General features: G+C 51.0%; 16 protein-coding genes. 10 read left to right on the top strand and 6 right to left on the bottom strand.

Going from position 1 to position 17,963, the window contains the following annotated elements:
- Window positions 1-138: 138 nt before the first annotated feature.
- Complete coding sequence (locus tag L6H98_RS05250) at window positions 139-612, top strand: MarR family transcriptional regulator (protein ID WP_236413419.1); 474 nt, start codon at window positions 139-141, stop codon at window positions 610-612.
- Window positions 613-723: 111 nt separating this feature from the next.
- Here L6H98_RS05250 and L6H98_RS05245 read toward each other — a convergent pair whose 3' ends face one another.
- The gene (locus L6H98_RS05245) at window positions 724-1,701 is read right to left on the bottom strand and encodes an aldo/keto reductase (RefSeq protein ID WP_236413417.1); all 978 of its coding nucleotides are present in this window, start codon (window positions 1,699-1,701) and stop codon (window positions 724-726) included.
- A 112-nt stretch (window positions 1,702-1,813) separates the two neighbouring features.
- Between L6H98_RS05245 and L6H98_RS05240 the strand changes: the two genes are divergently transcribed.
- Window positions 1,814-2,872: an LCP family protein gene (locus L6H98_RS05240; protein WP_356722653.1), complete on the top strand. Its 1,059-nt coding sequence runs from the start codon at window positions 1,814-1,816 to the stop codon at window positions 2,870-2,872.
- A gap of 95 nt (window positions 2,873-2,967) precedes the next feature.
- Here L6H98_RS05240 and L6H98_RS05235 read toward each other — a convergent pair whose 3' ends face one another.
- Window positions 2,968-3,552, bottom strand: coding sequence for an ATP-binding protein (locus tag L6H98_RS05235; protein ID WP_236413416.1), 585 nt, complete (start codon window positions 3,550-3,552; stop codon window positions 2,968-2,970).
- Between the two features lie 288 nt (window positions 3,553-3,840).
- Here L6H98_RS05235 and L6H98_RS05230 point away from each other — a divergent pair, with 288 nt between their 5' ends.
- The 4 genes from L6H98_RS05230 to L6H98_RS05215 all read left to right on the top strand — a co-directional run bounded on the left by L6H98_RS05230 (window position 3,841) and on the right by L6H98_RS05215 (window position 9,787).
- Complete coding sequence (locus L6H98_RS05230; RefSeq protein ID WP_236413415.1) at window positions 3,841-4,638, top strand: IclR family transcriptional regulator; 798 nt, start codon at window positions 3,841-3,843, stop codon at window positions 4,636-4,638.
- Between the two features lie 72 nt (window positions 4,639-4,710).
- On the top strand, window positions 4,711-5,355 hold the full coding sequence (locus L6H98_RS05225) for a bifunctional 2-keto-4-hydroxyglutarate aldolase/2-keto-3-deoxy-6-phosphogluconate aldolase (protein WP_236413414.1): 645 nt from the start codon (window positions 4,711-4,713) through the stop codon (window positions 5,353-5,355).
- Window positions 5,356-5,624: 269 nt separating this feature from the next.
- On the top strand, window positions 5,625-6,941 hold the full coding sequence (locus L6H98_RS05220; protein ID WP_236413413.1) for an MFS transporter: 1,317 nt from the start codon (window positions 5,625-5,627) through the stop codon (window positions 6,939-6,941).
- Between the two features lie 248 nt (window positions 6,942-7,189).
- A complete protein-coding gene (locus L6H98_RS05215; protein WP_236413412.1) occupies window positions 7,190-9,787 on the top strand; it encodes a DUF2339 domain-containing protein in 2,598 nt (865 codons plus the stop codon).
- A 204-nt stretch (window positions 9,788-9,991) separates the two neighbouring features.
- Here the strand turns inward: L6H98_RS05215 and L6H98_RS05210 are convergent, their stop codons facing one another.
- Entirely contained in the window at window positions 9,992-10,132 is a 141-nt protein-coding gene (locus L6H98_RS05210; protein WP_236413411.1) for a hypothetical protein, read from the bottom strand.
- A gap of 179 nt (window positions 10,133-10,311) precedes the next feature.
- On the opposite strand from L6H98_RS05210, the gene L6H98_RS05205 reads away from it, so the two are divergent.
- On the top strand, window positions 10,312-10,992 hold the full coding sequence (locus tag L6H98_RS05205; RefSeq protein ID WP_236413410.1) for an FHA domain-containing protein: 681 nt from the start codon (window positions 10,312-10,314) through the stop codon (window positions 10,990-10,992).
- A 33-nt stretch (window positions 10,993-11,025) separates the two neighbouring features.
- A complete protein-coding gene (locus L6H98_RS05200; RefSeq protein WP_339275217.1) occupies window positions 11,026-11,601 on the top strand; it encodes a class I SAM-dependent methyltransferase in 576 nt (191 codons plus the stop codon).
- A 122-nt stretch (window positions 11,602-11,723) separates the two neighbouring features.
- On the opposite strand, the gene L6H98_RS05195 is transcribed toward L6H98_RS05200, so the two are convergent.
- The 3 genes from L6H98_RS05195 to L6H98_RS05185 are packed head-to-tail and all read right to left on the bottom strand — an operon-like array spanning window position 11,724 to window position 15,584.
- Complete coding sequence (locus tag L6H98_RS05195) at window positions 11,724-14,054, bottom strand: carbohydrate-binding domain-containing protein (protein ID WP_236413409.1); 2,331 nt, start codon at window positions 14,052-14,054, stop codon at window positions 11,724-11,726.
- A 38-nt stretch (window positions 14,055-14,092) separates the two neighbouring features.
- Entirely contained in the window at window positions 14,093-14,773 is a 681-nt protein-coding gene (locus tag L6H98_RS05190) for a DUF4956 domain-containing protein (RefSeq protein WP_236413408.1), read from the bottom strand.
- Window positions 14,766-15,584, bottom strand: a complete 819-nt coding sequence (locus tag L6H98_RS05185) for a polyphosphate polymerase domain-containing protein (RefSeq protein WP_236413407.1) — start codon at window positions 15,582-15,584, stop codon at window positions 14,766-14,768. Before L6H98_RS05185 ends, L6H98_RS05190 begins: the two co-directional genes overlap by 8 nt.
- A 300-nt stretch (window positions 15,585-15,884) precedes the next feature.
- Between L6H98_RS05185 and L6H98_RS05180 the strand changes: the two genes are divergently transcribed.
- Together L6H98_RS05180 and L6H98_RS05175 are read left to right on the top strand one after the other, a co-directional pair.
- A complete protein-coding gene (locus L6H98_RS05180; protein WP_236413405.1) occupies window positions 15,885-16,562 on the top strand; it encodes a response regulator transcription factor in 678 nt (225 codons plus the stop codon).
- Window positions 16,562-17,854, top strand: coding sequence for a HAMP domain-containing sensor histidine kinase (locus tag L6H98_RS05175; RefSeq protein WP_236413404.1), 1,293 nt, complete (start codon window positions 16,562-16,564; stop codon window positions 17,852-17,854). The genes L6H98_RS05180 and L6H98_RS05175 overlap by 1 nt, the downstream gene beginning before the upstream one ends.
- Window positions 17,855-17,963: the final 109 nt, after the last annotated feature.

Raw genomic sequence — 17,963 nt, 5'->3', positions numbered from 1 at the left:
CGCCAAGGCTTCTGCGCCCTAGTCTATGTGTCGAAGGATGGCACAAATGATGCTGAAAGCATGTTTTCATGGTGATGTTTTGATACGCGAACAGCGATGGCGGTCAGGCCCCAAGTATCAATGATGGAGGAAGATGAGATGACAGGCTCACAGTTTAAAAATGCACAAGAAAGTCCCGGACACCTGCTGTGGCAAGTGACGACGATGTGGCAAAAGGAAATTCGCAGGGTGCTGGAGCCCATGAACCTGACGCAGCCCCAATTTGTATTGCTGCATGCCGTTTCATGGCTCAATGAACGGGATCACGAAGAAAAGGGAGTCACTCAGGTTCAGATTGCCCAATTTGCCAATGTGGATGTTAACGTAACCTCGCAAGTACTGCGTACGCTTGAAAAAAGAGGGCTGATCACGCGGTCACGCCACCATACCGATACGCGTGCCAACATTATTCACACGACAGAGGCGGGAGCGAAGCTGGCGCTTGAGGCAATTCAGGTCGTAGAGGCCGCGGATCGGGAATTTTTTGGTCGGGTGGGCGAGCGCAGGGAAGAGTTCATGAAAACGTTGCAGCAATTCATCAATCATTCATCGTTCACCGAATCCTCCGAATAACTGATCGGCTCAATCATTAATGACGCGTGGTTGCATGTCCGGGTTTCCTTATAGTGAAGAACCCCTTCTGGCCTGAAATGAGCCAGAAGGGGTTTTTCGGGTTGCCAAGTGTCATCCATCGATGCGATAGGTCGCGAACGGTTCGCCATGGCGGAAAGACTGGCTGAGTTGATCCAGCCCGTCCATCATTTCATCGGTGAGTTCCAATTCCAGGCTGCTCAGGTTATGCTCTAGCTGCTCGGTACGCGTAGCCCCGACGATGACGGTGGATACGGCCGGGCGGTTCAGCAGCCAGGCCAGGGAAAGGACGCTTGGCGAGCATCCGTATTCGGCGGCCTTTTCGCTGACCTGCTGGCCGAGCGTGATGTTCCGTTCCTGCAAAAAGCGGTTAAAGGAAGGGTCCGTATCCGCCCTTGAACCGACCGGCACGCCGGATTCGGAATTATATTTGCCGGTCAGGATACCGCCGGCCAGCGGGAAGTACGGAATAATGCCTACGCCCTGATCCAGGCAAAGGGGAACGAGTTCCACTTCCGGCGTCCGGTCTGCCAGCGAATAGCTGGTTTGCGTGGAAATATAGCGTACGTATCCCTTCGATTCGCTCGTGGCCAGAGCTTTCATCAGCTCCCAGGCCGCGTAGTTTGAAGCCCCGATGTAGCGCACTTTGCCGGAAGTAACCATGTCGTCCAGCGTACGCAGCGTTTCATCCAAAGGCGTATATGGATCAAACGTATGGATCTGGTAGAGGTCTACATAATCGGTTTTCAGGCGGCGCAGGCTTTGTTCAAGCTCCTGCTGGAGGTGGAGACGGGAAGAGCCGCGTCCATGGGGGCCGTCATGCCGAGGCAAGCCCGCTTTGGTCGCGAGCACGGTTTGCTCTCTGCGGCCTTCCAGCGCCAGTCCGATGATGCGTTCCGATTCGGTTCCGGCATAGATGTTGGCGGTATCCACGAAATTGATGCCGCGATCCAGTGCGGCATGAATAATGCGAATGGAGGTCTGCTCGTCCGACCGTTTGCCGAAGGCATTGGTGCCCAGCCCGATGGCCGATACGCGCAGGCCGCTGTTTCCGAGACGTCGATATTGCATGGGTATCGCTCCTTTTTATGTCAACGGTTGTATAGCCGATTATAACTTATTTTGTTGAAAACACGTTACTATTGTAGTTAAATGATTCTATTAACGCGTATACAAAGGAGATATGATGGAAAACAGTATCGCAAGTCTAAGCCGGATGGACCGCAAAAAGAAGCCGCAAAAACCGAAGAAGTCATGGAAGAAACCCTTGCTGATCGCGTTCAGCGTTTTGATTTTATTGGGGGGCCTCGGATTCGTGTTTAGGAAAGATCTGGTCCTGCTGGGGTTTAAACTGTTCGCATCGGATACCGTTAAAGATGTGCTGGACGAGTCCTTCAAACCTGTGGGAGATGCGGAAGAAGAGCCTGTGGTAAAACATACCGACCCATTTTCCTTGCTGCTTTTAGGCATCGATCAGAGGGATAATGAACCAAGCCGTTCGGATACCATCATTTATTCTGTCGTGCGCCCGGAAGACAATAAGGTATTGTTGTTATCCATTCCGCGAGACTCTTATACGGAAATCGTCGGCCGGGACGTGAAATCGAAGATCAACTCGGCATATGCCCACGGTGAAGCCAAAATGGCGATAGACACGGTGGAGCAGCTGCTGCAAAACAAGGTCGATTTCTATGCCGCGATCAATTTCAACGGTCTCAAGGATATCGTGGATGCCGTAGGTGGCGTGGAGCTGCCGATCAAAAAAGACATTGAAAACAAGTTAAAGTCCCACGAGAAGTTATTTGTGGCGGCGAACAAACCGATCTATAACGGGGAAGAGGCGCTCGGGTACGTCCGTTATCGCGAGGATTCGGATTTCAACCGGACGATGCGGCAGCGCATATTTCTGAGTGCATTCATGAATCGTGCGCTTGAAGTCAAAAATTTGACCAAAATCCCGGACGTCATCAAAATTGCCGGAAGCAATTTTACGACCAACATGAATTCGGACTTTATCATCGATTTTGCCGAGATGTTGTACATGAAGGACAGCATTCCTGCCATCAGCAATTATATGCTGAAAGGCGACGGGGCAATGCGAAGCGGTACATGGTACTATGACCTGTCGGAGAGTGATCTGGAGTATGCGAGAGGCATGATTGCCAGCTGGTTGGACCCGAATGCTGAAACCGTCATTGAACCGGAATCAACGGATGAAACCGGCGCGACGGATAAGAGCTAGAACGTAAGAAGCAACAAGCTCTTCATTATTTACATTATGAAAATAGGGAAGTACACGGAAGCCTAACGCGTTCCGTGTACTTTTTCGTTATGACATCAAGATGGCACGACAGATAAAGGCAGCTGAGAAGCCAGATGCCTCAGATCAAAATCCTCTGAGCTGTTATCTACGGCGATGAGATCAATATTTTCCCACATACATATATTCGCCTGTATTCCTTGGACAAAGGTATCCCAGTGTTCCAGTTTCCACTTGTCTCGCTCCAGGCCACGGCTTCTGATCCGCTGCTGAAGAACATCTGCATTCACATCAACTCGTAACACGACAGGAATAACCTCTTCCCAGCCATACTTGGAGATTAATCCATCAATGTAATCGCTTTTATGAAAATATCCAACAAAAGGCGCGTCAAGAATGACCGATCTGCCTAATTGCAGATTGTCGTTCGCCACGTTTAATAACGTTTCATACTCCAGATCCATAACAGTATCCCGGTAATAGGTGTTGCCGTCGCGCTCGTGAGGGGAGTAGCCGTGTGCTTCCAGAAGCTTTCCTGTGAAAGTGTTGCACACCACATCTTTATCCAGATAACAAAAATGGTGCTCGGCGGCAAGTTTTTTGCCGATCGTGGATTTGCCCGAGCCAGCGGAGCCGATCAGAAAAATCAGAACAGGTTTCATGAGGTTCCCCCCTAAAAAGATACCCAGACCATTTAGATCATGGGTGTTTTTTGTGTTTTTTTGGTTCGTATATGCGAACCTGATTCGCGTTGGTGAACATTCGCTTCTAGAGTATACTGTTTTTCTCGGAAATACAATCCCTTTTGAGGAAAAAGGATAAACAAAAAAAGTTTTAAGAAAGCGGTTGAAATTTTCCGAGGGGCTGATCTATAATGAGGGCATCGTTCGGTGATGTGAAATAAGTTCACATATGCGAACTTCGACGTCGAAGAATTTGAAGGAGATAACATGGACAATATTCGCATGAATAAATCTGCGGAGCGTGTTGCAGATTTACTCGTTTTATTTGCCAAGAGTGGTACTCCGCTAACACTGAATGAAATTTGCAAACAGATGAACATGCCCAAAAGCAGCGGGTTCGAATTGGTGCAAACCTTGCTGCACAAAGGATTTATTGAAATGGATGATGCGCGTCTCAAAACATACCGCCTAGGTATAGCGGTGTTTGAGACAGGCATGGCTTATTTGTCCAACATGGGTGTTCCTCACATGGCCAGACCTTTGCTTCAAGAGCTGAATCGTCAGACGGGCAGCACGGCCTTTCTTGGCATTGAGGATAAGGGACGGATTGTCTACCTGGACAAAGCGGAGAGTTATTCGGTGATGCGGCCGACAGCCAAGCTGGGCTCCCGCCGATATATGCATACTACGGGTCTGGGCAAAGCGCTGCTTGCGGCCCTCCCGACAAGCAAGGTTTTGGAGATTTTGGGAGAAGGAGAGATCCCTTCGCGTACATCCTACTCCAAAGTAACCATTCCCGATATTTTGCAGGACATGCAGGAGATTCGCGAGCGTGGTTATTCTATCGATGACCGGGAGGATCATCTTGAGATGTATTGCATTGGCTCTGCTGTCTATGATCAGTGGGACGAACCTGTAGCTGCAATCAGTGTGGCCAGCATGTATTCCACCATGACCGCGGAACGTGAAGCAAACATTGTAAAGCTGGTCAAAGAAGCGGCATGGAAGCTTTCAGCTCAACTGGGTTACAGCGGTGATCGGTTATATCCGCGAACACAAGAGTAGGTCGAAGCGAACCCAAAACCCAATATACACATGGTATTACCAATAGACATATGGAATGAGGAGGGCACAGATATGTGGCGAAAGCTGAAGAATATGAACACAATTGCCGAAACCGGAATTGTACTGATCATTCGATCGGACAATGAGGAAGAAGCGCTATCTGTTGCAGAGGCGGCAATTGCAGGAGGCATTCGGGCACTGGAAATTACGATGAGTGTGCCGGGAGCTTTGGATGTGATCAAGGTTTTATCACGAAAATATTGTTCCAAAGGTATTCTGATCGGTGCAGGTACCATTTTGGATGGTGAAACGGCGCGAGCTGCCATATTGGCAGGGGCAGAGATGCTGGTCAGTCCTCAGCTTAATCCCGACATGATCAAGATAGCTAATCGTTACCAGGCGGTCACGGTCAGTGGTGCGTTCACGGCCAAGGAGATCGTGGAGACTCTTGAAGCAGGTGCAGATATCGTCAAGCTGTTCCCGGCAGAAGCTGTAGGGCCGCAATATGTAAAAGCGATGTCTGCGCCGTTGCCTCAAGCCGCGATTGCCCCTACTGGCGGAGTAACACCGCAAAATGTCCATGAATGGATCGCTGCCGGTTGTGTTGGTGTTGGTGTGGGTAGTTATATCACCAAAGCCGCCAAGGATTCCGGTGATTACGGGCGAGTAACGAAGGCGGCTGAAGAGTTTCTGCAGGCAGTAGCGGCCGCGCGTTAATTAACTTCAAGCAAATACATTACCGTGCGAATGAGGTTCACAACGATCAGGGCAGAAATCATGCTGACCGTTGTGAACGCATAGGTACGGAATGCAAGCAATGCTGGAATTAACGAAAGTTTTAACACTGTTATGAAAACGCATACTTCAATGGCTGCTGCGTATTTTTGGAGAGCAGTAAGGCTTAGCTATAATCCTTTATTCCCATATTTATTCATTATATATAATTTAAGTTATTTGATATTTATAAGTTGAGGAGAGTGAGTTCAATGGCAACGTTAAAAACATCGCCATCCCCTGCCTCGGTACCTCAAGCTCCGAAAGTGGGTTTGAGATGGGGAATTATTCTGTTATTGCTGCTGGGTGCAGTTGTAAATTATTTGGACAGATCCAACCTTAGCATTGCTAATACAACCATTGCAGCAGAATTCGGGCTGTCTTCCACTCAGATGGGTTTGCTGTTGTCCGCCTTTCTATGGCCTTATGCATTGGCGAATTTGCCTGCCGGCTGGCTGGTGGACAAGTTTGGCCCCAAAAAGATGTTTGCATGGGCATCGGGACTGTGGTCTACTGCTACCATACTTAGTGCTTTCACCAACACCTATTCCCTGTTATACGCGATGCGGATGCTGCTTGGTGTATCCGAATCTCCTTTTTTCACTTCCGGCCTGAAGGTGACCGAGCGTTGGTTTGCCAAAAGTGAGCGGGGACTGCCTACTTCTATTATTAATACCGGTTCACAGATCGCCAACGCAATCGCACCGCCGCTGTTGACTGTTCTGATGTTAACCATGACATGGAGAGGTATGTTCATTTTTGTCGGCGTCATTGGTCTGATTATCATGCTGATCTGGCTCAAGGTATACCGTGATCCGACATTTGCCGAGAAGCAGATGATCAAAGGGCCGGAAGCTGTTGCAGACGAGAACCCGGGTACAGAGGGCAAAGCCGCTGTTGAAGCTCCCAAAGCAAACTGGGGTTCATTATTCAAACATAAAAGTACCTGGTTTATGATTGTCGGAAACTTTGGTATTATGTTTACCATCTGGGTATACCTGACATGGCTTCCGAGCTATCTGGAGAAGGAGCAGGGCTTTACGTTGAAAGAAACCGGCTGGATTGCATCCATTCCGTTCGTAGCCGGAATTATCGGAGTTCTGCTGGGCGGGTTGATCTCGGACTTTTTCATTCGTAAAGGGGTCAATGCTGTCACCTCACGCAAGGTTCCGATTGTTGGCGGAGCCATTCTGGCCGCAGCTTCGGTAGCACCTATACCGTTCATCGATAGTACGGTGGTGAGCATCGTATTGTTATCCGTGGGTTACTTTGCTTCGCAGCTGCCATCCGGCGTGATTTGGACGCTGGCCGCAGACATTGCTCCTGGTGAACAAGTAGCCTCCTTGGGTGCGATCCAGAACTTTGGCGGATTCCTGGGAGCTGCGCTTGCACCGATTGTAACCGGATACATTTTGGATACGACAGGCAGCTTTAATAATGTATTTTTACTAGGCGCAGGTCTGCTGCTCTTGGGTGCACTATCCTACGGGGTATTCTTGAAAAAACCTATCCCTAAAGCGGCTCACTAAAGCTGTTGAATGAAAAGATAAGTTCTATATAAATCAACATTGATTAAATAAGTAAGCATCAGCATATTCCTGGCGTTTGTTATTTCAAAAACCTGGAGTGCTGATGCTTTTTTATATGATAATCCGTCTATTAGTGGTGTGGGCTCTCCATGTCTATGGGATGGAAAGTTAGCATTAAAACCTCATTTTTTGACATGGATATAGTAAAATAAAGGAAAACATTATTTGACAAACAATGGAGGAAGTCCATGAAGGAATTTAAGGATCGGCTTCATCACGTCCATGAGCAACAGAAGCAGCTGGTAAGGGAGTATAACGCCCTGCTGCAGGAGTATGAGTCCGATGATTTGATTCTGCAAAACGAACAGTTGAGGGAGAAGGATGAAGCCAACAGGCTTAGGTTAGAACAACTGGAAGCCAGAATGCGGAGCATGGAGGAAGAGAACGCCCGCTTGCGGATGGCGTTGTCGGAGCAAATGTTGGATGAGAAGCTCAATCTGATCCGGGTATCCCGTGAGAAGATGGAGACGTATTTTCACGGCAGGACGGCCGTGCACCGCGATCGTCTGGACGCTCACGAACACCGAACCAGGGCGCAATTAAACGGGCTGTATCATCACGCGGAGCGGGAGCTGCAGGAAGAAGCGGGCGAACTCACGGAGCGAATCGCTTATCTCGCTGCAGAGGTGAAGAGACGTATCGATGCGCGCAGGCAAACGTTGCTGGAAAGGGAGGAAGCGGTACGGCAGCAGATGGTACGGGGATACGAGCATATGGCGGAGGAAGAACTGAGCGAAGAAACGATTCAGCGGCGGATTCGCCAAAATCGGATGGAGATGCGAATCGGGCTGAGCTGGATCAACAAGGTAGCCATCCTGCTCATCATCCTTGGTGTAGGGGCCGCATTCCGATACTCGTATGCCGCATGGTTTAACGACCACATGAAGGGGGCTGCCTTCTTTTTGCTTGGGCTGCTCATGCTTGGGGGCGGCGAGTGGTTGTTCCGGCGCAAACGGCAAACCTTTGCCATGGGCTTGCTCGGTGGAGGTATTTCGGTGCTGTTTGGTTCGATCTTCTACAGCTATTTCCTGTTGGGCATCATAGGGCTGTACCCAGCACTTGGACTATCCGTGCTGGTATCGGCCGCAGCAGTGCTGCTATCGCTGAGGTACCAATCCAGAACGATTTGTTCGCTCGGCCTGGTGGGCGGATATTTGCCGTTTTTCTCGTATTTGGGCTATTTCGGATTTCACGGGAACGCGGTGTATGCAGCGATGGTTTATTTGCTGCTGTTAAACGGCATTATTGCATGGGTATCGTTCGGTAAACGGTGGCCCGTCGTGCATTACATCAGCTTTTTGTTCAATACGCCATGCATGCTGATTCTGTTGTGGCTCTCGCCAAGCCATATCATGGCCATGGGCTATTCCGTCGTGACGTTTGCCCTGTATCTGGGCATCACGCTGGCCTACCCGTTCAAACACAAGGTGAAATTGACCTGGTGGGATTTTGCTTTGCTGGCCCTGAATACGAGCATCAGTTGTCTGATGCTGTACCTGCTTTTCGGCGCGCAAGGCTGGGAAGACGCTCATGGTGTGCTGGCACTTGTATTTTGTCTCGTTTACTTCGGGCTGGCCCGATTCGTGCAGCGCAGCATGGTTCAAGAGAAACAGACTACGCTGCTGTTTTACGTGACCTCGTTAACCTTTGCCATTCTGATCATTCCGTTCCAGTTTGGAGCCAAATGGTTGTCCATGGGCTGGCTCATCGAAGGTGTCCTGCTCGTGACGTTCGGGCATCTGAAACGGTTCAGAGCCGTGGAACGGGCCGGTTGGGGCGTGACATTGCTGTGTATCTTTACGTTTGTGTACTATGACGTACTGGCACAGTTCATTATCAGTGACAGGTCCTATTTCATGCTGAAATATTCGTGCGTCACGCTGGGGGCGATATGGATCACAGTGTATTACGCGCTGGCAGATCGTGGGGCGTTCTCTCGGGAAAAAAGGCGCTACGGCGCTTTCGAAGCCGGGGCGCTGGCTGCATTCAAATATGCCTCGCTTGTAAACCTTTGGTTCTATGTTCTGTACGAATCGAATGAGCTATATGTGCGTGCGGTGGATGCGTCGTTCGTGTTATACATGTTCTACAAGCTGATCCTGTTGGCTGCCCTGACGATTGCCCTTGCTTACGGATTGAACAAAGTGAAGCTGCTGCAGGATCGCTGGGTGCGGTATTATACGAACTTTTTACACATTGTAGGCTGCTTTATGGCCCTGGCGGTGACGTTGACGATGCCGGCGCTTCAGCCGGATACGCAGCACCACACGGCAGCGGAAATCGTGGGATTGATCGTGCTCATCATTTTCAATACAGGTGTCTTCTTTGCAGGAAGGGATCTGCTGATATCGGGAATACGCGGACAGTTCAAGAGCATAGAGTGGTATCCCGTGATTGCCGGGGTGTACTTGCTGGGCATCATTACGGTATTTTTGACAGTACAATTCCAGTGGGGGGATGTGGGCCTGCTGTTCAGCCTAGTCTACCTGCTGCTGGCTATTCTGTACATTGCCTACGGTTTCCGCAGAAGATACGTGATGATTCGCCGTTTGGGACTGGGGTTAACCTTGCTGTCTACCGGGAAAATGGTGTTCTATGATGTTAGCCTGTTGACTGCAGGCAGCAAAATCATCGCCTATTTCAGCTTTGGAGTGTTATTGCTCGGCATTTCCTACCTGTATCAGAAAGTGTCGAGCCGAATGGAAGAGGCTCAGCCGAACAAAGCAAAGCCTGATGGGGATGCTTCGCAGGGGCCGTCTGATCGCGACGGGGGAATTGCTCCTTAGTTTCTTCAGGCAGGCCGTGCCTCGTAAGTTATCAAACGAAATGGCGGAGTGACATGATTCGGGTCCCCTGGCTGCCGTATGGCAGTCGATGGGGCCTGTTTCGTCTCCATGACATTAATGAAACGCTTTTTGCGCTTTTCGCGTTATAATAGAATGGAATGAAAGCATGTGGGCTGGATTGACGCCAATGCGCCGATGGACGGGTTACTTGATCCAGGACGTTTCGGCAGCCGGAGTGATTTGGAGCGACTCACCGTCATCTCCGTTCATGTGGGACAATACCGTTAACGTGATGGACAAGGCAAATGCCAGCAGCACATAGATCAAAACGTTCTTTTTTTTCATTTGGGGTACCTCTCTGGTGGATATGCTTGAGTTTGCGAATGCCAAAATGGAAAAGGCCTGAAGGGTGCCTGTATACACTATAAATATCGCAATGCGTGCAAACAATGGAACAAATCTGATGAAGCTGTCATTGGACAAGCCAGGCAGAGGAAAAGCCCTATTCAAAGGGGGAATCAGTCATGCGGGAGACGGCCAAAATCGTCATTCGCACGCCCGGCCAGGAGAGCGACGGTTCTTTCGCTTACGTTGCCAAGAACCGATCCATTACGGTGGGGCGATACACGGGTAGCGGCGAATCGGACCTATCCGTATACAATCAATTGATATCGAAATTGCACTGCCGGATTCATTACGATGGGCTGCATCAGTTGTGGATTGAGGATTTGGACAGTAAAAACGGAACCGAGCTGAACGGGCAGAGGCTCGTTCCTTTCGAGAAATATCCGTTTGCTGAAGGGGACAGCATCACGCTCGTGAATGGGCTCATCCAGCTTCGCGCCGAGAGCGACATCGAGGAAACGAGAGAATACCGGATCGCGGATTTGTTCGGCGAGGGTGTGCGGGTACACGATCATTTGCAGACGGTGCAGGTGGGCACGCTGGAGATTCCGCTGTCCAAAAAGGAATTCCAGTTGTTCAAGCTGCTGTACAGCCAGCTCGATCATTTTGTGACCCGGGAGCAGATCGTCAGCCAAGTATGGCCCGAGCGAAGCATCGTCGAGAGCGATCCGGTGGGGATCGACGAGATCAACTCGCTCATTTACCGGACGAACCGGAAGCTGGGAGAGCATTTCACGATCAAGTCGGTGTACAAAAAAGGCGTGTACATGAAATCGCATGTTCAAAATGCGATCGGCTGACGGAATAGGAGTACATGCCGGGGAGGGTTTCCTTTGGCCATTCATTTTCTCCCGTGGATTATGGCTGTTATCGTGTTATTGGCGGTCATATCCATCGTACTTTATAGTTGGAAAAACGGCATTTCGCCCATGCCGACGTCCGGGGTGGTCCGAAGGGCGGTCATCCGGGAGGTCAATCGCATTCCGGGTTACGGCGATTTGATTGAGGCAGGCTCCGGCTGGGGGACGCTAAGCCTTGACGTCGTTCGGCATTGTCCGGGCAAACGGTTATTGGGCATCGAAAACTCGCTTGTGCCGCTATGGTCGTCCCGATTGCTGGCATTCCTGAGTATCCGGCTGCGCCGAATGCTTGGCCAGCGCCAGTCGCTGGAAGGGCGCCTCCGTTTCCTGCGGGGAGATATCTACAGCAGTTCCTACGAGCATGCCGACGGGGTTATTTGTTATTTGTTCCCTGGCGCGATGGAACGGCTTATGGACAAGTTCAGCAAGGAGCTTCCTCCGGGAGCGCGGGTGATCAGCGTCTGTTTTGCGCTGCCGGGCAAGAAGCCGCTGCGTACGATTACGTGCAGGGATGCGCAGCGCACCAAGGTGTACGTGTATGTATTTTAAAAAGTTTGTTCGGGCTGATATTGGCCACAACATGACCGCACAACGATCCGACAACGAAACAACCTAAGCCCATATTGGTGGACTTAGGTTGTTTTTTTATCCTGTGCTGCCGGGAGGCGTGCTTACTTCTCGGAGCTTGTCGTGCTGTTATCCACGACGGTTCCCGTCGTTTCCGTCGTTCCGCCTTGAGTTTGGGTGCTGCTTCCCGGTCTGCCCATGCCGCGACCGCCACCGCCAAAGCCCATGCCCGATGGAGCAGTCGTTACGCCGGATTCATTGACCCAGGTAATGACACTGGACGTTTGGAATTCAACTACTTTGGTACCGCCCGAGTAAGTGCCGTCGGTGTACAGGCCGTCTGTTTCGGTTCCTGTCGATGTACCGCCCGTATAGAACGTGTACGTTCCGTTTTCTTTCAGATCCGGAGAGCTGATGACGACGGAGCGATAGGATTTGCTTGGCGCAAAGGTCATGATCGTATTGCCTTCACTGTCTTCCAGATGAACGAGCGTGCCTGCTTTTTGCGTATCGGTAAATGTCATCCCGATAGAATACTGGCTCGATGTGTCGCCAGGAGCTTGAGCCATGCCTGCGCTGCCTGCAGCGATGAGGAATCCGCCCGTCATTTCGAAGGTACCGTCATAGTCGAGTGGCCCATTACCGTCCGTTGTCGGGCCGTTCACGATAACTGTACCGCCCGTCATCGTGATCGAACCGTTCGAATCCAGCCCGTCGCCGCCAGCATCAAGAGTCAGTGTACCGCCGGTGATGTTCAGCTCGTTATTGCTGTTTCCGCCGCCGCCAGGACCGCCGAAGCCTTGTGGAGCGCCGTTGTCTGTTGCGGAATCTGCTGTTGTTGTGCTGTCTGTTGCTTCTGTGGAAGCAGCGTCATCCGTGCTTGTGTCCGCAGAAGTATCTGTCGCGGCGTCCGTTGTCGCTGTAGCAGCGGTTCCATCGCCAGATGCATTCACGCCGTCATCCGAAGCGATCAGATCGACGTCGCCGCCATTCATGTTAATGATGCTGCCTTCAAGGCCTTCATAACTCTTGTCGATGTCGATTGTACCGCCGTTAATGGTAAGGGTAAGGTCGGCATGGAGCCCGTCATCGCCAGTGAGGATGGATAGTTTGCCATCGTTCACGGTGACGTTGCCGTTACTGTGTACGGAATCATCCATCGCGTCGATGGTGAACGTACCGCCATTCACGACAATGTTGGTTCCTGCTTTGAGCGCCTTGGCGCTTGTACTTTCGGTTTCGGTGGTATCCGTCGTTTCCGTCGTGCTCGCATCGGTGGAGCTGCCAGTGGTGTCCGTTTTCATTGTGCTTTGGCTGGTTGGCGGCGCTGTTGGGGCTGCCGTTGCCGAACCGCTGGAGCTGGTAGAAGCCGATCCCGATGAAGGTGTTCCGTAAGTCGAGCTGCCATCGCCCGAAGGTCTATCCGGAGGAGTCATGCCGTCGCCGAACCGTCCTCCACCAAAGCCGCCCCCGCTAGGGCCTTCTTCCACTTTCTCGGGTGCATTGGCGCTGCCGCCGCCGGTGACGATATTGAATGTACCGCCATCCGTGACAAGCATCGTCTCTGCTTGAATGCCGTCGTTGGCGCTGGTGATGTTGAATGTACCGCCTGCAATGGCTACGAATCCTTTGTCCGCATCCGTGTCATTGTTGGACTTAATACCGTCCCCGCCGGCATCCACGGTAATATTGCCGTCTTTGATAGCCAGCATGTCCTTACCTTTGATGCCGCTCCCTACCGATTTAACGTTAAATGTGCCGCTGACGATTTTCAGATCGTCTTTGCTCGTAATGCCTTCGTTGTAATTGCCTGTGACATTCAGCGTGCCCGTTCCGTTAAAGGTCAGGTCGCCTTTGCTGTAGACGGCTGCATCAGGCTCATCCGTGGCGTCGTCGGCATATACATACTCTTTGCCGTCGGACAAGGTGTTCACGGTGCCTTCCTGCAGCGTAATGACGGCTTTGCCCTTCGCTTCTTGAATGTAGATGGCAGAGCTGTCGTTGTCATGGATCGTTACGCCGTTCAACACGATGTGCACGGTCTCCTTGTCGGTCACATTGACGATGATCTGGCCGTCTGTCAGTTTGCCGCTCAGTACATAAGTTCCGGCTTCGGAGATCGTCACCGATCCGTTCGCTGCCTTGGCACCCGAACCGGTAATGGCTGCCGTCGTGCCGTTCAGTTTGATGGTTGTAGCATCGGATTCGCTCCAGCTTACATTGGTGTCATCCGCATCCAATGAGACGAGGTCGGCGAATTTAACGGAAGTTTGCTCATTGGCGGTGACGGATTTGGAAGCTGTCACCGCAGTTGATGTGGTTGCCGCGCTGGCGCTGGTATTGGTTGCTGCGGGGGCGCCGCATGCCGTAGCAATGGCGGCAATCATGACGACGGACCATAATTTGCTTCCTGCAATCCATGTTTTCTTATTCATACAATATCGTTCCCTTCATTATTAGAAATGTGTGGTGCTTAATATTCTGGCGTCGGGGCCATGTTCAGGGAGATGTCCAGGTTGCCGTTGCGTGTACGAACGGCGTCGAGGAATTCCTTTTGATTGACGTTTTGGCCGATGTGGACGAGGTAAACCAGTTCGTACAAGCTGCCAAGTTCGGTCGTTCTCACTTTGTTCAACTGATACTGCACATTGAATTGTTTGAAGACTTCGTCAAAAGCTTCTTCATAGCTCAGATTTTCGGGAATGGTGACTTTAAGCAATTTTTGCTGGCTCTTCTTGGCGCCGAATTTGAAGTGGCTCAGTACAAACATCAATACACACAAGATGATGGTGAACAGGATTGCATATCCGAAAGCGCCGACACCGCAGGCCAGACCGGAAGCCATGGTGAACAGGACGTAAGCAATGTCTTTCGGGTCGCCGGGCGCACTTCGGAACCGGATGATGGAGAAGGCGCCGGCCAAGCTGAAGGCGCGGGCTACGTTGCTGCCGATGAGCAGGATGATGATGGCGACGATGACGGGGAGCACAACCATGGTCAAGGTGAAGCTTTGCGAGTATGTGTTAGCGTTGGTCTTCATGTATGTGAGGCTGATGATGGCCCCCATCAGGATGGCCAGGCCAATCGTAAGTACGGCGCTGCTGAATGTCAGGGTGGTATCGGTCAGGGCGGAACTGAAAATGGAATCAAGCATATACTACACTCTCTCTTTCTCTGATCTTTTGATTTGGTTGCATGGCCGGATTGAAGTCCGTGCCGGGTACGAGCATGCGCTCGCCTTGGTAATTCAAGTTGGTGGTTCTCGCCAGTCGTTTGAACTCATTGCCGTATTTGGAGAACCCGACACGGTACAAGCCGTGCTCAGACAGCAGCTGCGACAGCCAGAACGGAACGGTTTTTTCCGCTTTGACCTCCATCAGCCATCGCCCATCCTCGACAAGCGGTTCGCCGTAATCTCCTTGCTCCAGTTTCAGGTCATATCGGCGGCTGCGGATGTTGGTATCAAAGGTGATCCGGAGATCGCGGCTGTTTTTGTCAAACAGCGCCTTGCGTTCATAAGCCAGATAAACTTTAGGCTCCAGGTCGTACAGGCGGAGGAAATATTTGATTTCTTCAACGACTTGTTTGTTCATATAATCAGCCAGGTCAGGCGCCTGTCCGGTGCGGACGAATTCATAAGCCTCGTCCAGCTTCAACGCGGTGCGCCGTTTGTTCACCAGGCCGAACACTTTCTTTTTGATCTCCAGATATACCTTGGCATTCTGTTCGGGTACGCCGTAGGCCCGGAGTCTCAGCTTCTCCTTGTATTTCGGTTTGGAAAGGCTGGCCCGGATCAGCGAATCCTGCGGCGTGTCGAAGTAGAGGTTGCTTATGGAGTAGAACTCATGCTTTTTGTTGTACTCGTCCAGTTCCATATAATGCAGCAAGTCGTTGTAGAAGGCTTCGTATTGCTCATCCGTCAGGAGGTATTTGCTCTCGTATCGGTTGAATACTTCAATCGCCATTTCATGTCATTCCTTTCGCTGTGTTTTGTATGTTGTGGTGCATCATGTCTTGCTGTTATGTCTGTATCTTAGAGCGCCAACCTTGAATGAATCTTAAATGGTTTTACATTCCGTTAACATTTCTTTACCTTCCTATAATAGTTGTGTGAAAAAAATTTGGAACAAGGGCCAAACCCGTTTATTGATAAGGGGGGAAGAGTCTCCGAATTAAGGTTGATTCAAGGTTGGAAGGATACAATGAGCAGGTATAATAGAAGAAAACATAGGAAACCAATTCACATGCAGAGGGATGGAAAGACGATGAGAATATTAATTGCGGAAGATGAGGTTCACCTGGCAGAAGCCGTGTCGCAAATATTGAAAAAACACAATTACTCCGTGGATATCGTACATGATGGAAGATCGGGTTTGGATAATGCGCTCAGCGGCATTTACGATCTGCTGCTGCTGGACATCATGATGCCGGAAATGGATGGCATTACCGTACTTAAGAAGCTGCGTGCAGAAGGAAATCATACGCCGGTCATTTTGCTGACGGCCAAAGGGGAAATTTCGGACAAGGTCGCCGGACTGGATTACGGCGCAGACGATTATATCGCCAAGCCGTTTGCGACAGAGGAGCTGCTGGCCCGAATTCGGGCGGCGCTGAGACGGAAGGGCGAGGTTGTACCCGAGGATGCGTTGAAGTTTGGGGACATCGAACTGAACACCGCGCAGCTGAAGCTGAAGGTACAAGGCAAAGAGATCAAGCTGAACCTGAAGGAAAACGAGCTGCTCGAACTGCTGATTACCCGGAAGCAGGCGATTACGTCCAAGGAGCAGATCATCGAAAAGCTGTGGGGCTTCGACTCCGACGTGGAATACAACAACGTCGAAGTGTACATCTCCTTTTTGCGCAAAAAATTGACGTTTCTGCACTCCGAAGTTCGGATCAATACGATTCGGGGCGTAGGTTATGTGCTTGAGGAGACTTCCTGATGTTCCGGCAGCTTCGGAACCGATTCCTGGTCGTCAATCTGGTATCCATCTCCATCATGATGCTGGTTGCTTTCACGACCATCTATGTGATCACGTATCAGAACGTGCAGCGGGATACGAACATGGAGCTGTACAAAGTATCCGACTTCTATCATGCGCCCAAAATGTCGCATAACGGACAGGGAAACAGCAGCTTGGGAGACATGCGTTCGCCGGGGTTCGGGGGAGGCCCCATGGACGACCCCAATTCTCCGCCTTCGCGTTCCTTGTCGTTCATGGTAAAGACGGACAGCCAGTGGAACATGACGGAGAAGCAGTCCAGATTCGAGGCGGAAGACAGCTTCTATGAAGAGGCGCTCGCGAAAGTCGACCGTTCCGAACGGTCGAGCCGTGCAGTCGGACAGTTTTCGCTGAACGGAACGGAGTGGGCGTACGTCGTCGATTCCGGCAGTGCAAGCAACATGATCGTATTTATGGACGTTACGGCGCAGCAAGGCATTCTGACGAACCTGGTTTATACATTTGCCATTGTAGGATTGGTGATGTTGATCGTCATTTTTTTCCTGAGTCGTTATTTTGCGAACCGGTCAATTGCCCCTGTGAGGGAAGCTTTCGATAAACAGAAGCAGTTCATTGCCGATGCATCCCATGAGTTGAAAACGCCGCTGGCCATCATTAATACCAATACCGACGTACTGCTGGCCAACAGCGAAGATACGATTGCCAACCAATCGAAATGGCTGCATTACATCAAATCGGAAACGGAACGGATGGCCGGGTTGACGAGCAACCTGCTGTACCTGACCGAAATGGATGATAGCCGAGCAAGCATGATCCATGCCCGCTTTAATCTGAGCGAGGTGGTGGAGACCGTGATTTTGACGATGGAGGCCGTTATTTTCGAAAAAAACATATCCCTTGATTACAGCGTGGAGCCTGAACTCATGGTGAATGGCAACAGCGAGCAGATCCAGCAGGTCATTCTCATTCTGCTCGATAATGCCGTGAAATACTCCGGTCCCCGGGGGGCGGTGAATCTGACGCTGAAAAAATACCATAATCACGGCGTTCAGCTTGCCGTGTCCAATACCGGTGAGGGGATCGCGCCAGAACATCTGGAGCGAATCTTCGACCGCTTCTATCGGACAGATGCTTCCAGGGCTCGAAAGCATGGTGGCCATGGACTCGGACTGGCCATTGCGCGTTCCATCGTAGAACAGCATCGGGGCGAAATCTTTGCCCGAAGCGTTGTGGGCGAAGGCGCTACTTTCTATGTCCGGTTGCCGCAATAAGCAGCACCATGGCGGCAAAATTGGCGAAGCAGGCATAATGCATGCCTGCTTGGGGCATGGCTATGCTACAATAACAGAAGGAAAAGAACCGAGGGAGTGGACAACATAA

This window comes from Paenibacillus sp. JJ-223, from assembly GCF_927798175.1.
In the GTDB taxonomy this organism is placed as follows: Bacteria; Bacillota; Bacilli; order Paenibacillales; family Paenibacillaceae; genus Paenibacillus; species Paenibacillus hubeiensis.
The sequence above is the reverse complement of the archived record's forward strand: the minus strand, read 5'-3'. Positions and strand labels throughout refer to the sequence as shown.